The 17,471-nt window shown below is 51.5% G+C and carries 17 protein-coding genes and 6 pseudogenes; 16 read left to right on the top strand and 7 right to left on the bottom strand.

Features of this window, described 5'->3' with window-relative positions:
• Positions 1–4 precede the first annotated feature (4 nt).
• The 4 genes from rfbD (at position 5) to V6S97_RS18670 (ending at position 4,140) form a co-directional block, all read left to right on the top strand.
• Complete coding sequence (rfbD, locus tag V6S97_RS18685; protein ID WP_334427618.1) at positions 5–898, top strand: dTDP-4-dehydrorhamnose reductase; 894 nt, start codon at positions 5–7, stop codon at positions 896–898.
• Entirely contained in the window at positions 895–1,761 is an 867-nt protein-coding gene (gene rfbA, locus V6S97_RS18680; protein WP_334427617.1) for a glucose-1-phosphate thymidylyltransferase RfbA, read from the top strand. The genes rfbD and rfbA overlap by 4 nt, the downstream gene beginning before the upstream one ends.
• 242 nt (positions 1,762–2,003) lie before the next feature.
• Positions 2,004–2,903 (top strand): glycosyltransferase family 2 protein, encoded by a 900-nt coding sequence (locus V6S97_RS18675; protein WP_334427657.1) that lies wholly within the window; start codon positions 2,004–2,006, stop codon positions 2,901–2,903.
• Between the two features lie 67 nt (positions 2,904–2,970).
• The gene (locus tag V6S97_RS18670; protein ID WP_334427616.1) at positions 2,971–4,140 is read left to right on the top strand and encodes a rhamnan synthesis F family protein; all 1,170 of its coding nucleotides are present in this window, start codon (positions 2,971–2,973) and stop codon (positions 4,138–4,140) included.
• A gap of 128 nt (positions 4,141–4,268) precedes the next feature.
• On the opposite strand, the gene V6S97_RS18665 is transcribed toward V6S97_RS18670, so the two are convergent.
• Together V6S97_RS18665 and V6S97_RS18660 are read right to left on the bottom strand one after the other, a co-directional pair.
• A complete protein-coding gene (locus V6S97_RS18665; protein WP_334427615.1) occupies positions 4,269–4,541 on the bottom strand; it encodes a hypothetical protein in 273 nt (90 codons plus the stop codon).
• A 57-nt stretch (positions 4,542–4,598) separates the two neighbouring features.
• Positions 4,599–4,825: pseudogene (locus V6S97_RS18660) on the bottom strand (transposase domain-containing protein); the annotation flags it as partial.
• A gap of 337 nt (positions 4,826–5,162) precedes the next feature.
• Here V6S97_RS18660 and V6S97_RS18655 point away from each other — a divergent pair.
• Positions 5,163–5,834: an NAD(P)/FAD-dependent oxidoreductase gene (locus V6S97_RS18655; RefSeq protein ID WP_334427656.1), complete on the top strand. Its 672-nt coding sequence runs from the start codon at positions 5,163–5,165 to the stop codon at positions 5,832–5,834.
• A 34-nt stretch (positions 5,835–5,868) separates the two neighbouring features.
• Here V6S97_RS18655 and V6S97_RS18650 read toward each other — a convergent pair.
• Positions 5,869–6,063: pseudogene (locus tag V6S97_RS18650) on the bottom strand (IS3 family transposase); the annotation flags it as partial.
• On the opposite strand from V6S97_RS18650, the gene V6S97_RS29205 reads away from it, so the two are divergent.
• Together V6S97_RS29205 and V6S97_RS18645 are read left to right on the top strand one after the other, a co-directional pair.
• Positions 6,012–6,173: a transposase gene (locus V6S97_RS29205; protein ID WP_442886074.1), complete on the top strand. Its 162-nt coding sequence runs from the start codon at positions 6,012–6,014 to the stop codon at positions 6,171–6,173. The pseudogene V6S97_RS18650 and the gene V6S97_RS29205 overlap by 52 nt on opposite strands.
• A 46-nt stretch (positions 6,174–6,219) precedes the next feature.
• A pseudogene (locus tag V6S97_RS18645) lies at positions 6,220–6,410 on the top strand (IS66 family transposase); the annotation flags it as partial.
• Between the two features lie 101 nt (positions 6,411–6,511).
• Here V6S97_RS18645 and V6S97_RS18640 read toward each other — a convergent pair.
• Positions 6,512–6,760, bottom strand: coding sequence for a hypothetical protein (locus V6S97_RS18640; RefSeq protein ID WP_334427655.1), 249 nt, complete (start codon positions 6,758–6,760; stop codon positions 6,512–6,514).
• A 242-nt stretch (positions 6,761–7,002) separates the two neighbouring features.
• Between V6S97_RS18640 and V6S97_RS18635 the strand changes: the two genes are divergently transcribed.
• The 9 genes and pseudogenes from V6S97_RS18635 to V6S97_RS29200 all read left to right on the top strand — a co-directional run.
• Positions 7,003–8,034, top strand: coding sequence for a glycosyltransferase family 2 protein (locus V6S97_RS18635; RefSeq protein ID WP_334427614.1), 1,032 nt, complete (start codon positions 7,003–7,005; stop codon positions 8,032–8,034).
• A 279-nt stretch (positions 8,035–8,313) separates the two neighbouring features.
• A complete protein-coding gene (locus V6S97_RS18630) occupies positions 8,314–9,306 on the top strand; it encodes a class I SAM-dependent methyltransferase (protein ID WP_334427613.1) in 993 nt (330 codons plus the stop codon).
• A gap of 55 nt (positions 9,307–9,361) precedes the next feature.
• Entirely contained in the window at positions 9,362–10,168 is an 807-nt protein-coding gene (locus tag V6S97_RS18625; protein ID WP_334427612.1) for a hypothetical protein, read from the top strand.
• Between the two features lie 4 nt (positions 10,169–10,172).
• Positions 10,173–11,021 carry an FkbM family methyltransferase gene (locus V6S97_RS18620; RefSeq protein WP_334427611.1) on the top strand — a complete coding sequence of 283 codons (849 nt, stop codon included), beginning with the start codon at positions 10,173–10,175 and terminating at the stop codon, positions 11,019–11,021.
• Between the two features lie 341 nt (positions 11,022–11,362).
• Positions 11,363–13,126, top strand: coding sequence for an ABC transporter ATP-binding protein (locus tag V6S97_RS18615; RefSeq protein WP_334427610.1), 1,764 nt, complete (start codon positions 11,363–11,365; stop codon positions 13,124–13,126).
• A gap of 280 nt (positions 13,127–13,406) precedes the next feature.
• Positions 13,407–13,763, top strand: coding sequence for a hypothetical protein (locus V6S97_RS18610; protein ID WP_334427609.1), 357 nt, complete (start codon positions 13,407–13,409; stop codon positions 13,761–13,763).
• Between the two features lie 73 nt (positions 13,764–13,836).
• Positions 13,837–14,355: a hypothetical protein gene (locus tag V6S97_RS18605; RefSeq protein ID WP_334427608.1), complete on the top strand. Its 519-nt coding sequence runs from the start codon at positions 13,837–13,839 to the stop codon at positions 14,353–14,355.
• A gap of 27 nt (positions 14,356–14,382) precedes the next feature.
• Positions 14,383–15,163, top strand: a pseudogene (locus tag V6S97_RS18600) (IS5 family transposase).
• Between the two features lie 73 nt (positions 15,164–15,236).
• A pseudogene (locus tag V6S97_RS29200) lies at positions 15,237–15,383 on the top strand (IS5/IS1182 family transposase); the annotation flags it as partial.
• Here the strand turns inward: V6S97_RS29200 and V6S97_RS18595 are convergent.
• From V6S97_RS18595 to tnpB, 3 genes and pseudogenes are all read right to left on the bottom strand, one after another.
• The gene (locus tag V6S97_RS18595; protein WP_334427607.1) at positions 15,317–15,565 is read right to left on the bottom strand and encodes a hypothetical protein; all 249 of its coding nucleotides are present in this window, start codon (positions 15,563–15,565) and stop codon (positions 15,317–15,319) included. The pseudogene V6S97_RS29200 and the gene V6S97_RS18595 sit on opposite strands and share 67 nt — an antisense overlap.
• Positions 15,565–17,114: pseudogene (gene tnpC / locus V6S97_RS18590) on the bottom strand (IS66 family transposase). The gene V6S97_RS18595 and the pseudogene tnpC overlap by 1 nt, the downstream one beginning before the upstream one ends.
• A 72-nt stretch (positions 17,115–17,186) precedes the next feature.
• The gene (gene tnpB, locus V6S97_RS18585) at positions 17,187–17,465 is read right to left on the bottom strand and encodes an IS66 family insertion sequence element accessory protein TnpB (RefSeq protein ID WP_442886076.1); all 279 of its coding nucleotides are present in this window, start codon (positions 17,463–17,465) and stop codon (positions 17,187–17,189) included.
• Positions 17,466–17,471: the final 6 nt, after the last annotated feature.

Here is a 17,471-nt window from a genome sequence, read left to right as displayed (position 1 = left end):
GCGGATGCGGCTGGCAGTTACCGGCAAAAATGGTCAGGTCGTCAGCGCCCTTCAGGCGCTGGCGAGCGCCGAGCTGGAGATCGTGGCTCTAGGTCGACCGGAACTCGACCTTGCGCAGCCTGAAACTGTTTTGAAGGCGCTACGAGAGGTAAAACCCGATGCCGTGGTATCGGCTGCCGCCTATACCGCTGTCGACAAGGCAGAAAGTGAGCCGGACATCGCTTTTGCCGTTAATCGGGACGGAGCAAGGGCCGTCGCGCAAGCGACAAGTGACATCGGCATTCCCGTCATTCATCTTTCTACGGATTATGTTTTCGACGGCGCCAAGGCCACCGCCTATGTCGAAAGTGATCCGACAGGCCCTACTTCCATCTACGGTCGCTCGAAGCTCGAAGGTGAACAAGCCGTTTCGGAGGCTAGCGGCAATTACGCCGTTCTGCGAACCGCATGGGTCTATTCAGAATACGGCAACAACTTCGTGAAGACCATGCTCCGGCTGAGCGAGAACCGCAACGAGATCAATGTGGTTGCGGACCAGTTTGGATGCCCTACTTCGGCCAACGATATCGCTACCGCTATCGTAGCAATCGCAAGGAAACTCGTGGAAGATTCCTCGCCCCGTCTTCGTGGAGTTTTTCATCTTTCCGGAACCGGTGAAACGAACTGGGCGAATTTCGCAAAACAGATATTCGCATTTTCTGAAGAAAACGGCGGGAAGTCGATGATCGTCAACGACATCACAACTGCGCAATACCCTACACCAGCTCGGCGTCCGGCAAACTCGCGGCTTGATTGCAGCAAGCTGGAAGCAGTTTACGGCATAAGGCTGCCGAACTGGCAAACATCAACGCGCGCGGTCGTCACCGCTCTTGCGCAGAGCAAAAAGGAAACGCCATGAAGGGCATCATTCTGGCCGGAGGCAGCGGCACGCGCCTGCATCCGATGACATTGGCGGTCTCGAAGCAAATTCTGCCGGTCTATGACAAGCCGATGATCTACTACCCGCTGACCACACTGATGCTCGCCGGCATTAGTGAGATTCTTATTATCTCGACACCGCACGATATGCCCCTTTTTCAAAACCTGCTGAAAGATGGTTCGCAATGGGGTCTTTCGATCAAGTACGCGGTGCAGCCGAGCCCCGACGGACTCGCGCAAGCCTATATGATTGGCGCGGATTTTATCGATGGCTCCCCTTCCTGCTTGATCCTTGGCGACAATATTTACTACGGCCACGGATTACCGGAGCTGTTGGAAGGTGGCACGGATATTGTTGATGGAGCAACCGTCTTTGCCTATCAGGTGAACGATCCGGAAAGATACGGTGTGGTTGAATTCGATGATCAAATGCGCGCGCTTTCCATCGAGGAAAAGCCCTTGGCTCCCAAGTCCAACTGGGCTGTGACAGGTCTTTATTTTTATGACGCCGATGTGGTGAACATTGCCGCTAATCTAAAACCATCGGCACGAGGAGAATATGAGATCACGGATGTAAACCGTATTTATCTCGAGCGGGGCAAACTAAAAGTTTCGATCATGGGGCGCGGCTATGCTTGGCTCGATACCGGAACCCCAGACAGCCTACTAGAAGCGGGCGAATTCGTGCGGACGCTGGAAAAACGGCAAGGGTTCAAGATTGCCTGCCCGGAGGAGATTGCTTTGGGTAAAAGATTCATCGACAAATCAAAATTCGTCGATCTAGCTGAGAGTGCCGGAAAGGGGGATTACGGTGTATATTTGAGGAAGCTCGCGCGCGACTAACTTTTAAGGTCGGCGTGACCACTTAAACAACAATAGTCGCCCAGACCACACGACACACTCCGGAGGAGAATAGGGTTTTTAAGTCAAAGCACTTGATCGAAGCAGTCCACGATGTTAGATGATTTCTAATATGCAGAGACGTCCTCAAGTGTCAACTCAAGGTTCACGTTGACTAGCGGCATATTGTCGCTAGCCTAATTTTTTCGGGCTAGCGCTTTGTGAGTTCAGTTCATTCACTCGCAATGATGTATAAACGCCGCATCGACCATAGCAGAGCACCCCTCAACTTGACAATATACAATCTTTCGGATGTAACAGTTGTGTCAGTTTGCTATCATAGCGACGCGGTGATTGCAGGCATGATTGCTTCTGTACCTGAAAGTACACCTATAATCTTGGTTGACAACGGATATACAAATACATTCGAAACAGTCTCCAAAGAGCGCAGTGTCAAAATAATCAGGCTCACGTCAAATCATGGATTTGGTCAAGGTTGCAACGAGGGGGCGAAATATGCAACCACTCCGCTGCTGTTGTTCTTAAATCCCGACGCTAGATTGGGAGAGCGCGCGCTCAATGCTTTGCTAGAGGGAGTCGAGAATCATCCAGATGGTTCGGCATTTAATCCACGCATTTCCAACGACAACGGAAAGAACTATTTCAAACGACGCTCCTATCTCCTACCCCGTACTCTGTGGATGAAAAGAGGTTGGCCGAAAACCGATAGAGAAGTCCCTGTGTTATCAGGCGCCGCCCTACTAGTATCAAAGCGAAATTTTGACCTAGTGGGGGGCTTTGACAAGAATATCTTCCTCTATCATGAGGACGATGACTTATCTATCAGATTGCGCAGATTTGGCCCCTTATTCTATATAGTAGGTTCTCACGTGTTTCATGGCTCGGGGCGTTCTTCTGTTCGCTCACCGGAGATCGCTTATTTCAAAGCACGCCATTTGGCAATGTCAAGAGTCTACGTGGGAAAGAAGCACGGCAGGCCCTTTCCGGTGTTGTCGACAGTCGTCCAGTCCTTATTACTTCTCCTCTCCCCTTCAAATATAATCTCTAAAAGGCGAAGATCTAAAGCATTAGGCATGTTGTCGGGAGCTATGGCAATGCTGCGGCGGCAAAACACACAAGAATAGCGGGATATTTCTCATCATAAAAAAACATGAGAAGTGGTCCGCCCTCCCAAAAATAGACGTTATGGTTATGAACAGACTTTACTGGCGGAAAATTCGCCGCGAGCTCGTAAGAATTGGCCTCCAATTGCTTCGGTCGCCAACAGAAATATTTAAATTAATCGTCGTACGAAGATGGTACGACTTCGTCGGCGCGCGCGCCATCAAACGCACTTCTGGAGGGGTCTCATTAGGCACCGAAGCAGGTATCTATCTGATATTTCCCGTCGATGGTGTTCAAAATTCGCACCTCACTATGCTGAAAGAAATGTTACGTGAAGGAATCACACCTGTAGTAGTTTCGAATCTACCGCTGTCGGATACCGATCGGAAGTTATTACGGAATTACACCTCGCGTATAATTGAACGGCCAAACGTAGGATACGATTTTGGAGGTTACCGCGACGGAATTCTTGACTTAAGCCGTGATTTTGGAACGCTAGAGCGATTGTGGCTACTGAACGATTCAGTCTGGTTGGTACCACAGCAAAGCAGTTGGTTCGAGCAAGCACGTGCCCTAGATAAAGACTTCGTGGCCGCCACATCGAACTATGCTATGCCCCGTGTGGACCCTCACGAATTCCGGAAAATCAATTGGAACTATAACACCGGTCACAGAAACTTCCATTATGCATCGTACGCGCTCGGTTTTAACAGAACGATCATCCAGAATGCCGCTTTTGTGCGATTTTGGAGGAGGCTCAATATAAGCAGCGACAAGACTCGAACCGTCCGTCGAGGTGAGATTGGACTATCCCAATGGGCGATAAGGAATGGCTTCTCCCATGGAGCTACTTACGAAGTAAATAATTTGGATCAGGAGCTCCAGAAATGCAGCAATGAGGAAATAGATAAAATTGCTCGAGAACTTGTTATTCCCGACGATGAAGGACTTGAGGCAATCCAATCTACTGTTCTGCAAAAAGACCCAATAACCAGCGAAGGGCGATCTGACCGAATATCTCTAGTTCTTACTGCCGTATCGCGCCGTGCTAGCGTATATACGTTACCTAGTTATTCTACTGCTCGCGGATTTCAGTTCCTAAAAAAATCTCCGCTTTGGTTATCGGTTGGTAGCGCCGAAATGACTTTGAGGCTAATCGAGCGGATTGCGGGATCCGCCGGGGAGGAAATCAGGAATGAAGCACAGGCGTTGTATAGACCGCAACAGCAAAATCGACACTCGGCGGATCCAACGTGAGCTTGGCGCGAACATGGCGCATCTGGAACATTAAGAGCAGCGAACTGTTCACTTCCAACTAACGGGCCCAAAGTCTATCGCCGCTGGGTGAAAGTTCAATGTAAGCGCCGTTTTAAGGACACGCCGATTTACCCTTGACGGAAGGGAATGACATTGTTGCCGCGCATGAACGCAAGGGCACCCTCTGCCTCGATGGTTTTGACTGCGACGTCCCGAGCCTCTGTGTCGGATTCGAATTGATCGTCCCAGACGTGGCTGGTGTTTTGGTGATCGATCACTTCAAGCGTCCACGTCGTATCGGTTTCCAGCCGGAAGATGTCGATAGAGAAGGGATAGCCATCAACGACGATCCTCTTGCTTTTACCAGAGGTCACCAAATTGGGCTCGTCGTCTTCGATCATGGCTCACGTCCAAGCTTCCACATCACTTCGACGAGTATGCCAGTGGAGTTGAACCCGTCAAGCGGCTGGCTTGACGGTCCTGTTGAATTCCCAAGGGAGCAGCTCGTCGATCCGATCCGGCTCTGGCTGTGACCACTTACAATGGCTGTGAGTGTCGCGGTCAAACAGGCAAACGGATCAACCGAATTGAGCTTGCAGGTTTCGACGAGCGAGGCGATAGTCGCCCAATTCCCGGCCCCGGAATCGTGTCCCGCAAAGAGTGCGTTCTTGCGATTGAGTGCCATTCCCGTTCATTAGTAAGCGGCAAGGAGACCCCATCTGGCGCGGCTGATCCTGAGTAGGGTATTTCGAACATACGAGTTCTCTGAATGTACGCGGTGTTTTCCTGGCACATTGGCCAAGCTCGATTGGTCATTCCGAAAATGCCGCTACTACATTGATGGTAAGAATGCGCCAAGAGCGGACGAAAGCTTAATGTTCGTTTCGCGCAACAGCAAAAACCCAACATCAACGCGCCTGTTAGGTAATGCCCTATCTTTCATGCCGTTGTCATAGTGGTGACCTAGCAATCTTCCTCATCGGTCATCTCGAGGTTTCTTCCGTACGCAACATAGGCCGCGCATAATCGTAATTGGCGCTGGTATCATCAGTTCGGCGATAACATACAATCTGTCTATGGATGGTGCGGACGTTCTTCTTCTCGATGGAAAGCGAATGGCTGGTGCGGGCGTTACAGGTAGGGCATTTGGTTGGATAAATGTCATAAATGGAACACCCGGGGACAGAAGCTATGCCCTCTGGCAGCAAGCCACCGCTGGATATCGAAAACTAATCGCCACGTTCCCATCAACATTCGCGTCAGTACGTCGTGGTTCGTTGCTGTGGAAGGAGACGCCGCAAGACACCGAGCGGTTTGCGGAACTTCATCAAAGAGCAGGTGAACGGGTCGAATTGCTCAAGCATGACGCCTTACGGGTTTTGGAGCCTAATCTCCGTCAAGTTCCTGATCTGGCCCCGTTCGCCCCGGACGATCTCGCGCTTGATCCGCAGAAACTTGCTCAAGACTTGGTTGCTGCCGCATCTGACGCCCGAGGCAAAGTTCGCTTTGGGGTGACCGTCACTGCCATTGAGACCGAGAATGGCAGGGTCTCTGGCGTCTGGGTCGGCGACAAGAAAGTTGAAGCAGACATAGTCGTGCTTTCCGCTGGCACTGGCATCCATCCGCTTACGAACGCGTTGGGTATCGAGACAGGGATAAAGACATCTCCAGTGTTGGTTTCCGCGCAGAACTGAGCCGGTGGGGATGCGGATAAAAAGTTGGACTGCTTCATAATTTAAGGCCGAGGCTCTTACGATACTCGACCGGGCTGAGCGATCCCAGCGATATCTTAATGCGCTTCTCATTGTACCAGCGGATGTAGGCATCCACTTCTTCGACGAACTGTTCGATCGTGATGGCCTTCCAGTCGCGTGGATAGAAGAGTTCCGTTTTCAACCGGCCGAAGAAGCCTTCGCAAGCGGCGGTTTTGGTCCGACGAATTCAAGGCCACAGCGGTTGAGTATGCCTGTCAGCCCGGTGTGAACATGTCGGCAGTGGCGCGGCAGATCGGGATCTTGCCGTCTCAACTCTAGCGCTGGCTAGAGAACTGTTGGGCAGTGATGAGCCTAGACAGTAAGCGGCAAGCCCGGGCCGGGATTGCTCGCCCATATCATGATCGCCAAATTCGACGATCACATCCCCTCTACCGGCTGTCCGAGATGTACGACCCGCTGGGGATAGACATCTCCGGATCCGTGATGGCCGACTGGGTCGGCCGCGTATCCGCTTTGCTGACACCACTCGTCTTGTTGATCAGGACCCATATCGCGTGGGCGTCCTGCGAACGCATTTTTGGCAGGTCGAGAGATGGAATCTATAGGCCGCGTTTCATCTCATCGGCCATGATGCGGTCGATTATTTCAGGATCGCACTATGTGTCGATGAGGAACTCACGGATACCGCCGTCCCACGTCCTGATGTCGGCAAGTAGGCTTTGAAGTTCTTCGATGCCATTCTCAGTTAGACACTTGGTGCCATCTTCACTACCATCACTGACGTAAACCAGTTCGCCCTCGGAGATGTTGTCCGAGTTTGCGGTCACCTCTTCGATCAGTTCGAGGTTCTCTCCGATCATGCCGGCGACTTGGCTGAGTGTGTAGATGAACTTCGAGCGCGCCATCAGGCGGCCTTGCATCGAGTGTTTGCTGCGTCCAGTTCCAGGGCAGCAGGTCTTCAATTCGATCCTTGGGATGATGAGACCTGTGCGCGGACAGGCGCCAGAAATTGCTGGCGCGCGCATGACGGTTAACGGGCGGCAACCACAGAAGTCCTATCGACGTACATAACCTCTGACTTTCTATAGTTTACAGGGCGAGAAGGCGAGTATATCAGCGGATGTCGTTAATTGTGATTGGAGTCTAGATGAGTGCCCCGCTTGAAAAGAAAGACAGCGAGATAACCGTCGCCGTCATCATCCCCTTTTATAACGGGTCAAAATTCATCAGGAGATCTGCGTTAAGCGTGATCAACCAGACCATGAGGCCTAACGAGTTTGTGGTCGTTGACGATGGGTCGACCGAAGAAGAGCATCAAAATCTCTTAGAAATTGCTCGAGAAATCGGTTTTACCGTACTGCGGAAAGAAAATGGCGGGCAAGGTTCCGCTCGCAACTTTGGTGTTGAGAACACGAAGTCGAAATACATCTGTTTTCTTGACCAGGATGATTTCTTTCTTAAACATCATATCGAAACCCTTGTGCGAGGTGTCAGTCCCAACGATCTACATTTCGGGTGGGTTTACGCGGATCTAATGGAAGCGGATGGAGATGGTAATATTAGCCGCACTGAAATGGTGGCCCACCACAGTTCCCATCCCAAACGACACATAACGGATCTGATCGGGAATGACATGTTTGTACTCCCGTCGGCGTCGCTGATCGGCCGGGAGGCGTTTGAAGACGTAGGAGGGTTCGATCCGCAGTTCACTGGTTATGAGGATGATGATCTTTTTCTGAGGATGTTCCGACGTGGTTACACCAACAAGTTCATAGATGAGCCGGTGACCGTTTGGTGTATCAATACAGACAGCACTTCCTACAGCATTCGAATGAGTCGCAGTCGGCTGAAATACATAAAAAAACTCTGCGCACTTTTTCCCGATGATAAAGATAAGAATCGCTTTTTCGTCAGAGACCTCATCCATCCACGATTCACTAAACTGGTGATTGGGGAGGCACGGCGGGCTGTACGCTGTCCTAGTAGCAAACAAGAAAAAAAAATGCGTGCCCATCGCGAAGAGCTTATCGCGATTATGGACGAGTACATACAAGTAATAAGAAGGTCGACAAAGCTGAAAAAGAAGGTCTACCGACGGATGCTATGGCGCTCGAGGAGAATCAAAATATACAATATGTTTTTTGGGCGGCTTATCACCAAAATCGTCGAAGGCAGATAGAACATCAATGATCAAACATCAGCATTCGCCGTGTACGCATGTGACTTTCGCGGAAAAAGACACCCGAGTGTCAAGTCAACCTGCCCGAGGGAGGTGGAACCGACGGAGGGCGAAATTGTGTAGATGCGACGACGTGGAGAATGGGAGGCCGCTTTCTTATAAGCCAACGGTCGCCTCTTTAGGCCCCCGCACCCCAAGTGAAACGGTTTGGGAAAGAGGGCTGAGGAATCATATTGTCGATATGTTGAGAATCCTGCGCAAATATGGGCTTGAAATAAAATGAAGTTGATAGATCTACACTTAGATGTGCCAAACTACAGGCCGATGACTGCGTGGCTGCGGCATGGGCCTTTCTCGATGTGGTTAATTCGCACGATGAGACCCAGACGTATCGTCGAATTAGGTACCCATTACGGGTTTTCATACTTTAGTTTTTGTCAAGCGGTGGCGGTCAGCGAAGTTTCTTCGGACTGTTTTGCTGTAGATACGTGGGCTGGCGATGAGCACGCCGGATACTACGATGAGAGTGTTTATTCAAAAGTAGTTGAGGAGAATAGAAAATATGCCTCTTTCAGCACTTTGCTTAGAAAGACGTTTGCGCAAGCCCTTGAAGATATCGAAGATAAGTCAGTAGATATTCTACATATAGATGGCCGACATTTTTACGACGATGTGAAAGAAGACTTTATTTCTTGGGTCCCAAAATTATCTGATCGCGCAGTCGTTTTGTTACATGACACAGAGGTCAGAGAAAGGGATTTCGGAGTTTGGCGATTTTGGGCTGAAATTGCTTCTGAACACCCTTCAATCAATTTCCCTTATGAGCACGGGCTAGGTGTGCTTTTTTGGGGCAAGCATATCCCGGACGCTTTGGCACCATTTTTGTCTTTAATTGCAACTGAGGATTCCCGCGCGCTCATAGAAAATTACTTTCAAATGGCTGGAGAGGCTTTCTCCCAAAAAAAAAATAGTGATGAGCAGTTAGATATCTGGAAAGCCTCGCTTGCGAGTGAGCGCCAAGCCACAGAGGAATGTCGGAGACAAATTTCTTCCTTAATAGATGATATGCATATCACTAAAAATCAGCTTGAGGCTGTTAAAAGCCATTTAATGGCGGCAAGAAAAACTCCGCTCGTTGGGCTAGGTCACTATCTAACTTACTTCTTTATGAGCAAAATCTCCGGCGCCACTTCAAGGAAGCTTCCTAATTTCAGCAAAAGGGCCGCGCGGAGCGCCGCAAAGCGAGACCCTAATCGTGACATTTTTCTCTAGGAACCCACTTTTCACTTGATTACTGAAGTTGTCCAATAATTACATCGGACTTACAATGACCAGAGATAAAATTGCAATATACACCGTAATCATTGGCGACGGCTATGTGCTTCCACCAGTAAATCAAGATCCTGAGGCCGATTACTTTTGCTTTACTGACCAACCTAATCTTTATTGTAACGGTTGGGAGTTAATACGATGCGATCCCATTCTTCCAGTTGACCTGCCGCGCAGTTCGCGAGAGCAGAAACTCAGACCACATCGTTATCTTCAATCTTACCAAAGATCGATATATGTCGATCCTAGTGTCCGCTTGACAGCGTCTGCGGAGGAAGTGTGGCAATACCTAGTTCCCGATGATCGTATAGTTCTTGGTTGTTTCTGGCATAGTTTTAGAGAGACCTTGTCGGATGAATTTGACGCAGTGCGTGCCGCTGGCATCGAACACCCGCACATTCTTTCGGAGTTACACGATTTGATCGAAGCCCGGTACATTGACACTCTATCATCGAGGCCGTTATGGGGCGGATTCCTTGCCCGTCGACATATGTCGCCGTTGTGTGTTGAAGTAATGGAGCAATGGTTTGCCTTCGTGCTGCGATACTCACGACGCGATCAGTTAACGATGCCCCTCGCCGTCTCACAACTTAAAGATGATTTAATCTTCATAAGAAAAGAAGAAATACTTCACTCCCCCGTTCATAGATGGCCTATTGAGGGATACAAACGTCCGGATCGATATTATGTTGGCTACGGTACTGCCAAGGAACAGGAGGCGGTTCCAACTGCGAAGAACGCGCTCTCTTTATCCGATGTTAAGACAAAATTCAGGGCAGCGTTAAAGCAATTTAGTAAATGGTGAAGATATGAGAATACTAAGGCGACTTTGGGCTAAATTACCAATAGAAAGTTCTCCTCCCAGGAGCGCGATCAGCGAAGAAGAGGTTCAAACAACCGACGACCCGTTTGAAGGATCTGGTTTCGACGAGCAGGCTGGACTGCACTTTAAGAATGTAGATGGGGTTTACAGCAATCTGCTTCCCGCACATAAGGTGTTCGTAGCACATGAGCGTCGATTGAATCTTTATAAAAACGGGTTGGATTCAAGGATCCGGCAACTGTTATGGGATTATCGGATAGAGGAAACGATTTTGCGTCCGGGCGATGTAATCGTTGACGTAGGAGCTAACAACGGTGAATTTGGAATATGGGCGACCGAACGTGGTGCTCGGTATTTTGGGTTTGAACCAGATCCTGTCGCATTTGCAGCCTTGAAAAGGAACGTGTCGACTCAGCAAGTTTTCGAGTGCGCGCTTAGCAATACTGAGGAGATACAATCATTCTTTTTGGCAACTAGTGAAGCGGACTCGAGCCTTTTCAAGCCACAAAACGCCACGAATGAAATAAAGGTTAAGACGTTAAAATTTGATACGATTGCTTCCACTTTTATCAAGGAGCCGTTCATTCGTCTTCTGAAGGTAGAGGCGGAGGGTATGGAACCTGAGGTGCTCCAGGGCGCTGCAGATAATATTCATCGAGTTGAGTACGTTGCGGTGGACGCTGGACCAGAGCGTGGAGGTGAAAGCACGGCTGTTTCAGTTCTCAATTTTCTTCACGAACGAAATTTTGAGATTTTGGATTGTTTTCTTTTCAGGGGCACATTTTTACTCAAAAATAAAAACCTAGTACTACAAGCTAAAGGTGCTGAATCTTGACCCGATCACTGATAATCTAGGCCAGTTAAAGCACCATCTAAGAACCGGACGACGACATATCCTGGTAGCTTAGTGAGCCAAGTGCACGGGATCAAGAGTGTCCCCAGAAACTGGCTGGAAACGGGAATGACGACAAGTTCAGGACATTGACACTCTCCGATCTTCGATCTATTTGGCGTCAATGCCGGATCGGTGGCGTCGCAGATATGCGAAGGCAACATGAAAAAAGCGAAATCCATCACTACACATATACGTGATCGTTTCGTTTTGCGCGAGCGATAATTGACTGGACAGCAATTCAGCACCGTCAGACACCCAAGGAACAAATCAAGGATGTTTCAGTGATAGGATCTTTTTTGTCGCCAGACGACAAGAAGTTGCTTGTGCGACTCTTTAAAGAAAATTTCAAAAAGCACGTTGGTTGGTATTCCCTAGCTATTGCCTCAATGTTTGTCGTTGCTGGCACGACGTCTCTCAGCGCGTGGATTATGCGCGATATCGTCAATAGCGTTTATCTGAAACGTGGTTTCGACGTCGTGCTTGAGATCGCATTTGCGGTCGCTGCCATCTTTATCGTCAAGGGCATGGCGACCTTTGTCCAGAGCTACTATCTGAGCAAAGCGGGCAACAGTATTGTTGCTGAGCAACAACGAAAAATTTATGACAGACTCCTAAAGCAAGGCGTTTCTTTTTTTCAGAATATGCCATCTTCGGAGTTGCTCGTCCGTGTGACCTACAACGCCCAGTCAGCACGTAGTGTCATAGACACCGTCGTGACGTCGTTCGTTCGAGACCTATTTTCCTTGCTCGGTCTAATTTTCGTAATGTTCGCTCAGAATTTTCTGTTGAGCGCAATCTCGATGATTATCGGCCCAATAGCTATCTTCAGCGTCCGCCTAGTGCTCAAACGTGTGCGTAAAATAATGGAAGCGGAGCTTGCTTCCATTGGCGAGATTGTCAACGTCGTACAAGAAACAAGCATAGGCGTGCGTGTGATCAAGGCGTTTTCACTCGAGAAGCTTATGCGCCAACGCATGGACAAGGCGGTTTCCGACGTCGAGCATCGTTCTAACGGTATTGCAAAACTTGAGGCAGCAACAAGTCCGATCATGGAAACGCTATCGGGCCTTGCCATCGCCGTGGTAATTGCGGTTTCGGGCTACACCGTGCTCGAGAAGGGCGGCTCGCCAGGGGACCTGATGGCCTTCATCACCGCCCTGCTCTTGGCCTATGAACCAGCTAAACGTCTCGCTCGTATGCGAGTTCAAATTGAAGGTGGCATGATCGGCGTTCGCATGATGTTCCAGGTACTGGATGCGCCGCTGACGCTCACTGAAAAGAAGGATGCCCTGCCGCTTCCCAAGGCGAGTGGTGATGTGGAGCTCAAGAACGTAAGCTTCGAATATGTTGCGGATCAGCCGGTTCTGAAGGACGTCAGTGTTCTCTTCGAGGGTGGTAAAATGACCGCCTTGGTCGGCCCGTCCGGCAGCGGCAAGTCCACCATTATCAATCTGATGATGCGTCTTTACGATCCACAAGACGGCGCGGTCGAAATCAACGGCATGGATTTGCGCGATGTTTCCTTCGCCAGTTTGCGTGAACACGTATCCTATGTCGGTCAGGAAACGTTTCTGTTCTCGGGAACCGTTAAACACAACATTTCCGTCGGACGAGACAATGCGACCGACGAAGAGATCATCGCCGCCGCAAAGGCCGCCAATGCGCATGATTTCATCATGAAAATGCCGAACGGCTATGACACGAAGCTCGGCGAAAACGGTTCCGGCCTGTCGGGTGGTCAGAGACAACGTGTGGCGATCGCCCGCGCGATGTTGCGTGACGCGGACATATTGATCCTCGATGAAGCTACGAGCGCACTGGATTCGGAATCCGAGGCCCTTGTCCGCGATGCCTTGGAACGTCTGACACTGAACAAAACGTCGATTGTCATCGCGCACAGGCTTTCCACCATCAACCGCGCAGACAAGATTGTGGTGATGGACAATGGCGAGGTTGTGGAACAGGGAAGCCGGCGCGAGTTGCTCGCAACGGACGGCCTTTATAAGCGGCTTCACAGCATACAGTTCGACGCAGACGTCGCGTAAGTCAGAACAGGTCGGGCGGGGCACTCTCCCCGTCCGATAACGCTCCGTGCAAGGGCATCAGCATTGTCGCCGGCATTGTTGCAGCCTGCCTTGCCCATGATTTTCCGCTTTCCTCGTAGGTGCACTGGTACGATCGCCGTTCGTTTGGCGTACCGGGAGAATTGTAACAATTGCTCATCGTTCGTAAGCGTCCGGTTAACTGATTTTCCGGCGAGGGGTGGTGTTTTCCGTGTCTACGACGCTATGATAACAACCTCAGCGTTTAGAGGTTGGGCTTTTGATGCGTGCGATTATTTTGCTTCTGGTCGTGGCATTTGGAACGCCGAGCTACGGTCAAGATTCAGCGGAACTTGGACCCAATACGGATGAGCATCCTTTCCAGTGTGGAGCGGCCTTTGCGATGATGGCGAAGGTTTACCAAGGAGCTGGAGACGCCAAAATGTCCGCAGGCTACCAAACTAAATTCGACAAGCTGGCTACTCAGGCGGAAAGCATTTTCGAGCGATCTCGGCGATCAAAGAGCGATGCAGAAGCCTACATGCAAAAGCATGTAGACTCTTTGGCTGCTGTCGCAGAGAAAGACGCCATGCTTGTTATTAATTTTGCCCGAGTTTGCGACCAGCGATTTGCTGGTTAAGTGGGTTAGGCCCTGTTGACAAAGTTCTCGATCATCGGAAAGTTCCATCCCTTTATGGATTGGGAGGGACAAGTTGCCAGCGCCTTTGGAAGTTTTCGATAAGTATCGATCTGCGCTTTTGACAAAGCCGTTGTCGGCGGTTTGGCGTGGCCATGGCTCAACAATTTTCTTGGAATTTGGCCGCTTATCACCCCAAATGAGACGCGACGGTACTGCCGGAAATTCACAGGGCGACTTCACGGTCATGATCGAGTGGAGTTGGCGGGTTGAAAATGAAAACTCGATTGTGTGCGGAAGTTGGAGCGACGAAAACGGTTGGGAAGAGATTTTTCGGTCGCTTATCGGTCGTGACGTTCAAAATGTATCGTTATTCGGACGACTTCCAGAGCTCTCGATCGAATTGGCAGGCGGGCTTTGTATAGCTTCGTTTATGACCGCGGACGGCCAGCCTGGTTGGACCATATTTGACCGTTGCTCTGAGCGTCAGAAATCTGCCTGGGTTGAGGTTCGCGATGGCGAGATTTGCGAGACTTTGGACACGAAAGCCGACCAGCTGCAATTGACCCCGATTCCAAAATCGCTTGAAGCGTGATTCAACACTGCTTTTTAGGAGGCGGTTTTGGAACGAGGCGATTTGAGTGATGCAGAATGGCGGATAGTTGAGCCGCTGCTGCCGAGAGAGCGGGGCCGCAAGTTTCGCCCATCGCATGACAACCGCCGCTTTTTGAACGGGATGCTTCACGTCCTGCGCGTTGGCTGTCCCTGGCGCGACATGCACGAGCGCTATGGAAAGTGGAATTCCGTCTATGTGCGCTTCCGCCGTTGGGCCGAGCAAGGCGTTTGGGATGCTCTCCTTGAGACCCTGGTCGAACTCGGGCTGACGGATGACTGGCAGCACATGATCGATAGCACCACGGTTCGCGGCCACTCTCAGGCTGCGGGCGCAAAAGGGGGACTTATCAGGAGGCTTTTGGTCGATCACGCGGCGGCTTTACGACAAAAATCCACGCTCGCGCAGACGGTCAGGGACGCCCTCTCGGCTTCGTCCTGACCGGCGGCGAAGCATCGGACTACAACGCCGTGTCTGATCTGCTGGCAATACCGGTCGGCAAACCGAGGTTGTTCCTTGCCGATAAAGGCTACGATGGCGATTTCTTGCGCGAAGAACTGCTGATCCACGGGATCAGACCGGTAATCCCGCCGAAGGCCAACCGGAAGAACCCGCCTGCATGCGACTTTCGAGCCTACAAGGATCGAAACCGCATCGAGCGGAGTTCAACCGTCTCAAGCAGTTCCGCCGCGTGGCGACCCGATACGACAAAACCCGAAAATCCTTCTCAGCATTCCTCGCTCTGGCCGCCGCGAAGATATGGTTGCCATACTTTGTCAACAGGACCTAGCACTACTTTGGCAGATTAACCGTCAGTTAATCTGCCAAAGTAGTGCTAGCACGGGTGTACCGGCGAACGCATTTTTGGCAGGTCGAGAGATGGAATCTATAGGCCGCGTTTCATCTCATCGGCCATGATGCGGTCGATTATTTCAGGATCGCACTATGTGTCGATGAGGAACTCACGGATACCGCCGTCCCACGTCCTGATGTCGGCAAGTAGGCTTTGAAGTTCTTCGATGCCATTCTCAGTTAGACACTTGGTGCCATCTTCACTACCATCACTGACGTAAACCAGTTCGCCCTCGGAGATGTTGTCCGAGTTTGCGGTCACCTCTTCGATCAGTTCGAGGTTCTCTCCGATCATGCCGGCGACTTGGTTGAGTGTGTAGATGAACCTCGAGCGAGCCATCAGGAGGCCTCGCATCGAGCTTTTGCTGGCATCCAGTTCCAGGGTAGCAGATCTTCAAGTCGGTCTTTGGGGTGATCCTGGATCCGGGTCAGGACATGTGTCAGGTAGAGCTCCGGATTATGGCCGTGCAGTTTGACCGTTTAGATGATGGTCAGGATGTTGGCGATGCGCTCACCGCCCTTGTCCGAGCCGGCAAACAGCCAGTTCTTCCTTCCAATTCCGAGTGGACGCATGGCTCGTTCAGCGATGTTGTTGTCGATTTCGACACGGCCATCGTCGACGTAGACGCTCAAGGCCGTCCATCGCGACAGCGCATATCGCATCGCCTCAGACAGGCGCTGCTTCTGTGGCAAGGTTGAGAGCGTACTTTCTATCCAGCTCCGCAACTCATCCAGAATGGGCCTGGCGTGGTGTTGGCGCAGGGCACGACGCTCAGCCGACATGCCTCTGATGCGGTTCTCGATATCGTAGAGCGCGCCGATGCGCGACAACGCCTCGTCGGCGATCGGGGAAGGCTTCAGCTTGATCACGTCATGGAACTTGCGGCGTACATGCGTCATGCAGGCGGCCTCAACGATCTGGTTGCCGTAGAGTTTCTTGTAGCCGCCATATCCGTCGGCATGCATGACGCCGCTGAAGGTGGCGAGGTGGTCAGCCGGATGTGCGCCCTTGCGGTCAGGGCTATAGAAGTAAGCGATGGCACCGGGAGTGGCGGTTTGATAGCCACTGCCGTCAAAGACATAGACCCAGACCCTGCCGGTTTTTATCTTACCCCGTCCTGGGTGAGAACATCAACGGGGGTATCGTCCGTACGTATTCGATCAAGCGCGGCGATATGGGTCCTGATGAGCGAAACGAGCGGCGCAAGCAGGGCCGACACGCGTCCTACCCAATCCGCCATGACGGAGCGCGATATGTCTACCCCCAACCGGTCGTACATCTCGGACAGGCGGTAGAGAGGGATGTGATCATCGAACTTGGCGACCATGATATGGGCCAGCAATCCAGGCCCGGGCTTGCCGCGCTCGATCGGCAAGGTCGGCATCTCGCCAGCCACTGTCGTATCGCACTCTTTGCAAATCATGCGCTTTTCGACATGGCGGACAATCTTGACCGACGCCGGCACGTGCTCCAGCACCTGGACCACCCTGTCGGGCGCCTCTAGGAACGAGGTGCCACCACAAGTCGGGCAATTACAGGGAGGCGCATAGATCAGCTCTTCCGTTGGAAGCCCATCGGGCAATGGTTTGCGCTTCGGCTTGTCCGGCGCGTCATCCAACTCCGGCAAGGGTGTTTTCCCAGAGCGCAGTTCAGCCTCGGCACGGGAAGCCTCATCTCCTCCAGCATCATCTATCTTCCGGTCGATCTTTTCCGAAGAGTCGCCGTGCTGGCGATGGCGGAGCAGCTCCAGTTGCGCGCGAAGAAGCCCGATGATTGAATCACGCTTGATGACCTCGGCTTCCCGGCTCTCAAGCTTCGCCGCCTGCTCGGCGACCAGTGCGCGCAAAGCAATGAGCTCGTCCTGAGTGTCCAGCGGCGCTGTTTCCATATCCGCAAACCTAGCCGATTTGCCTCTTGCACGCCAGCATTAAGCCCCGGATGTCACTGCAAAATATGGCTTTTATCCTGTTCGAACAGGAGCGGACGTCCATGCGGGCCGGCGCCAGTCGATCCCTTCCACAAACATCGAGAGCTGCGCGTGCGTCAGGTGCGCGACGCCCTTTTTCGCCGTCGGCCAGGGAAAGTATCCGCGCTCCAAAATCTTGTAGAACAGGCAGAAACCTTGGCCGTCCCACCACAGAAGTTTTATTCGGTCAGCGCGCTTTCCGCGGAAGCCGAAGATTGCGCCCGAGCCCGGCACCTCCTTCACGACCGTCTCGACCAGCGCGGGACAGACCATCAATGC

Source organism: Agrobacterium sp. CCNWLW155, from assembly GCF_036888815.1.
GTDB classification, from domain to species: domain Bacteria; phylum Pseudomonadota; class Alphaproteobacteria; order Rhizobiales; family Rhizobiaceae; genus Agrobacterium; species Agrobacterium radiobacter.
The sequence above is the reverse complement of the archived record's forward strand: the minus strand, read 5'-3'. Positions and strand labels throughout refer to the sequence as shown.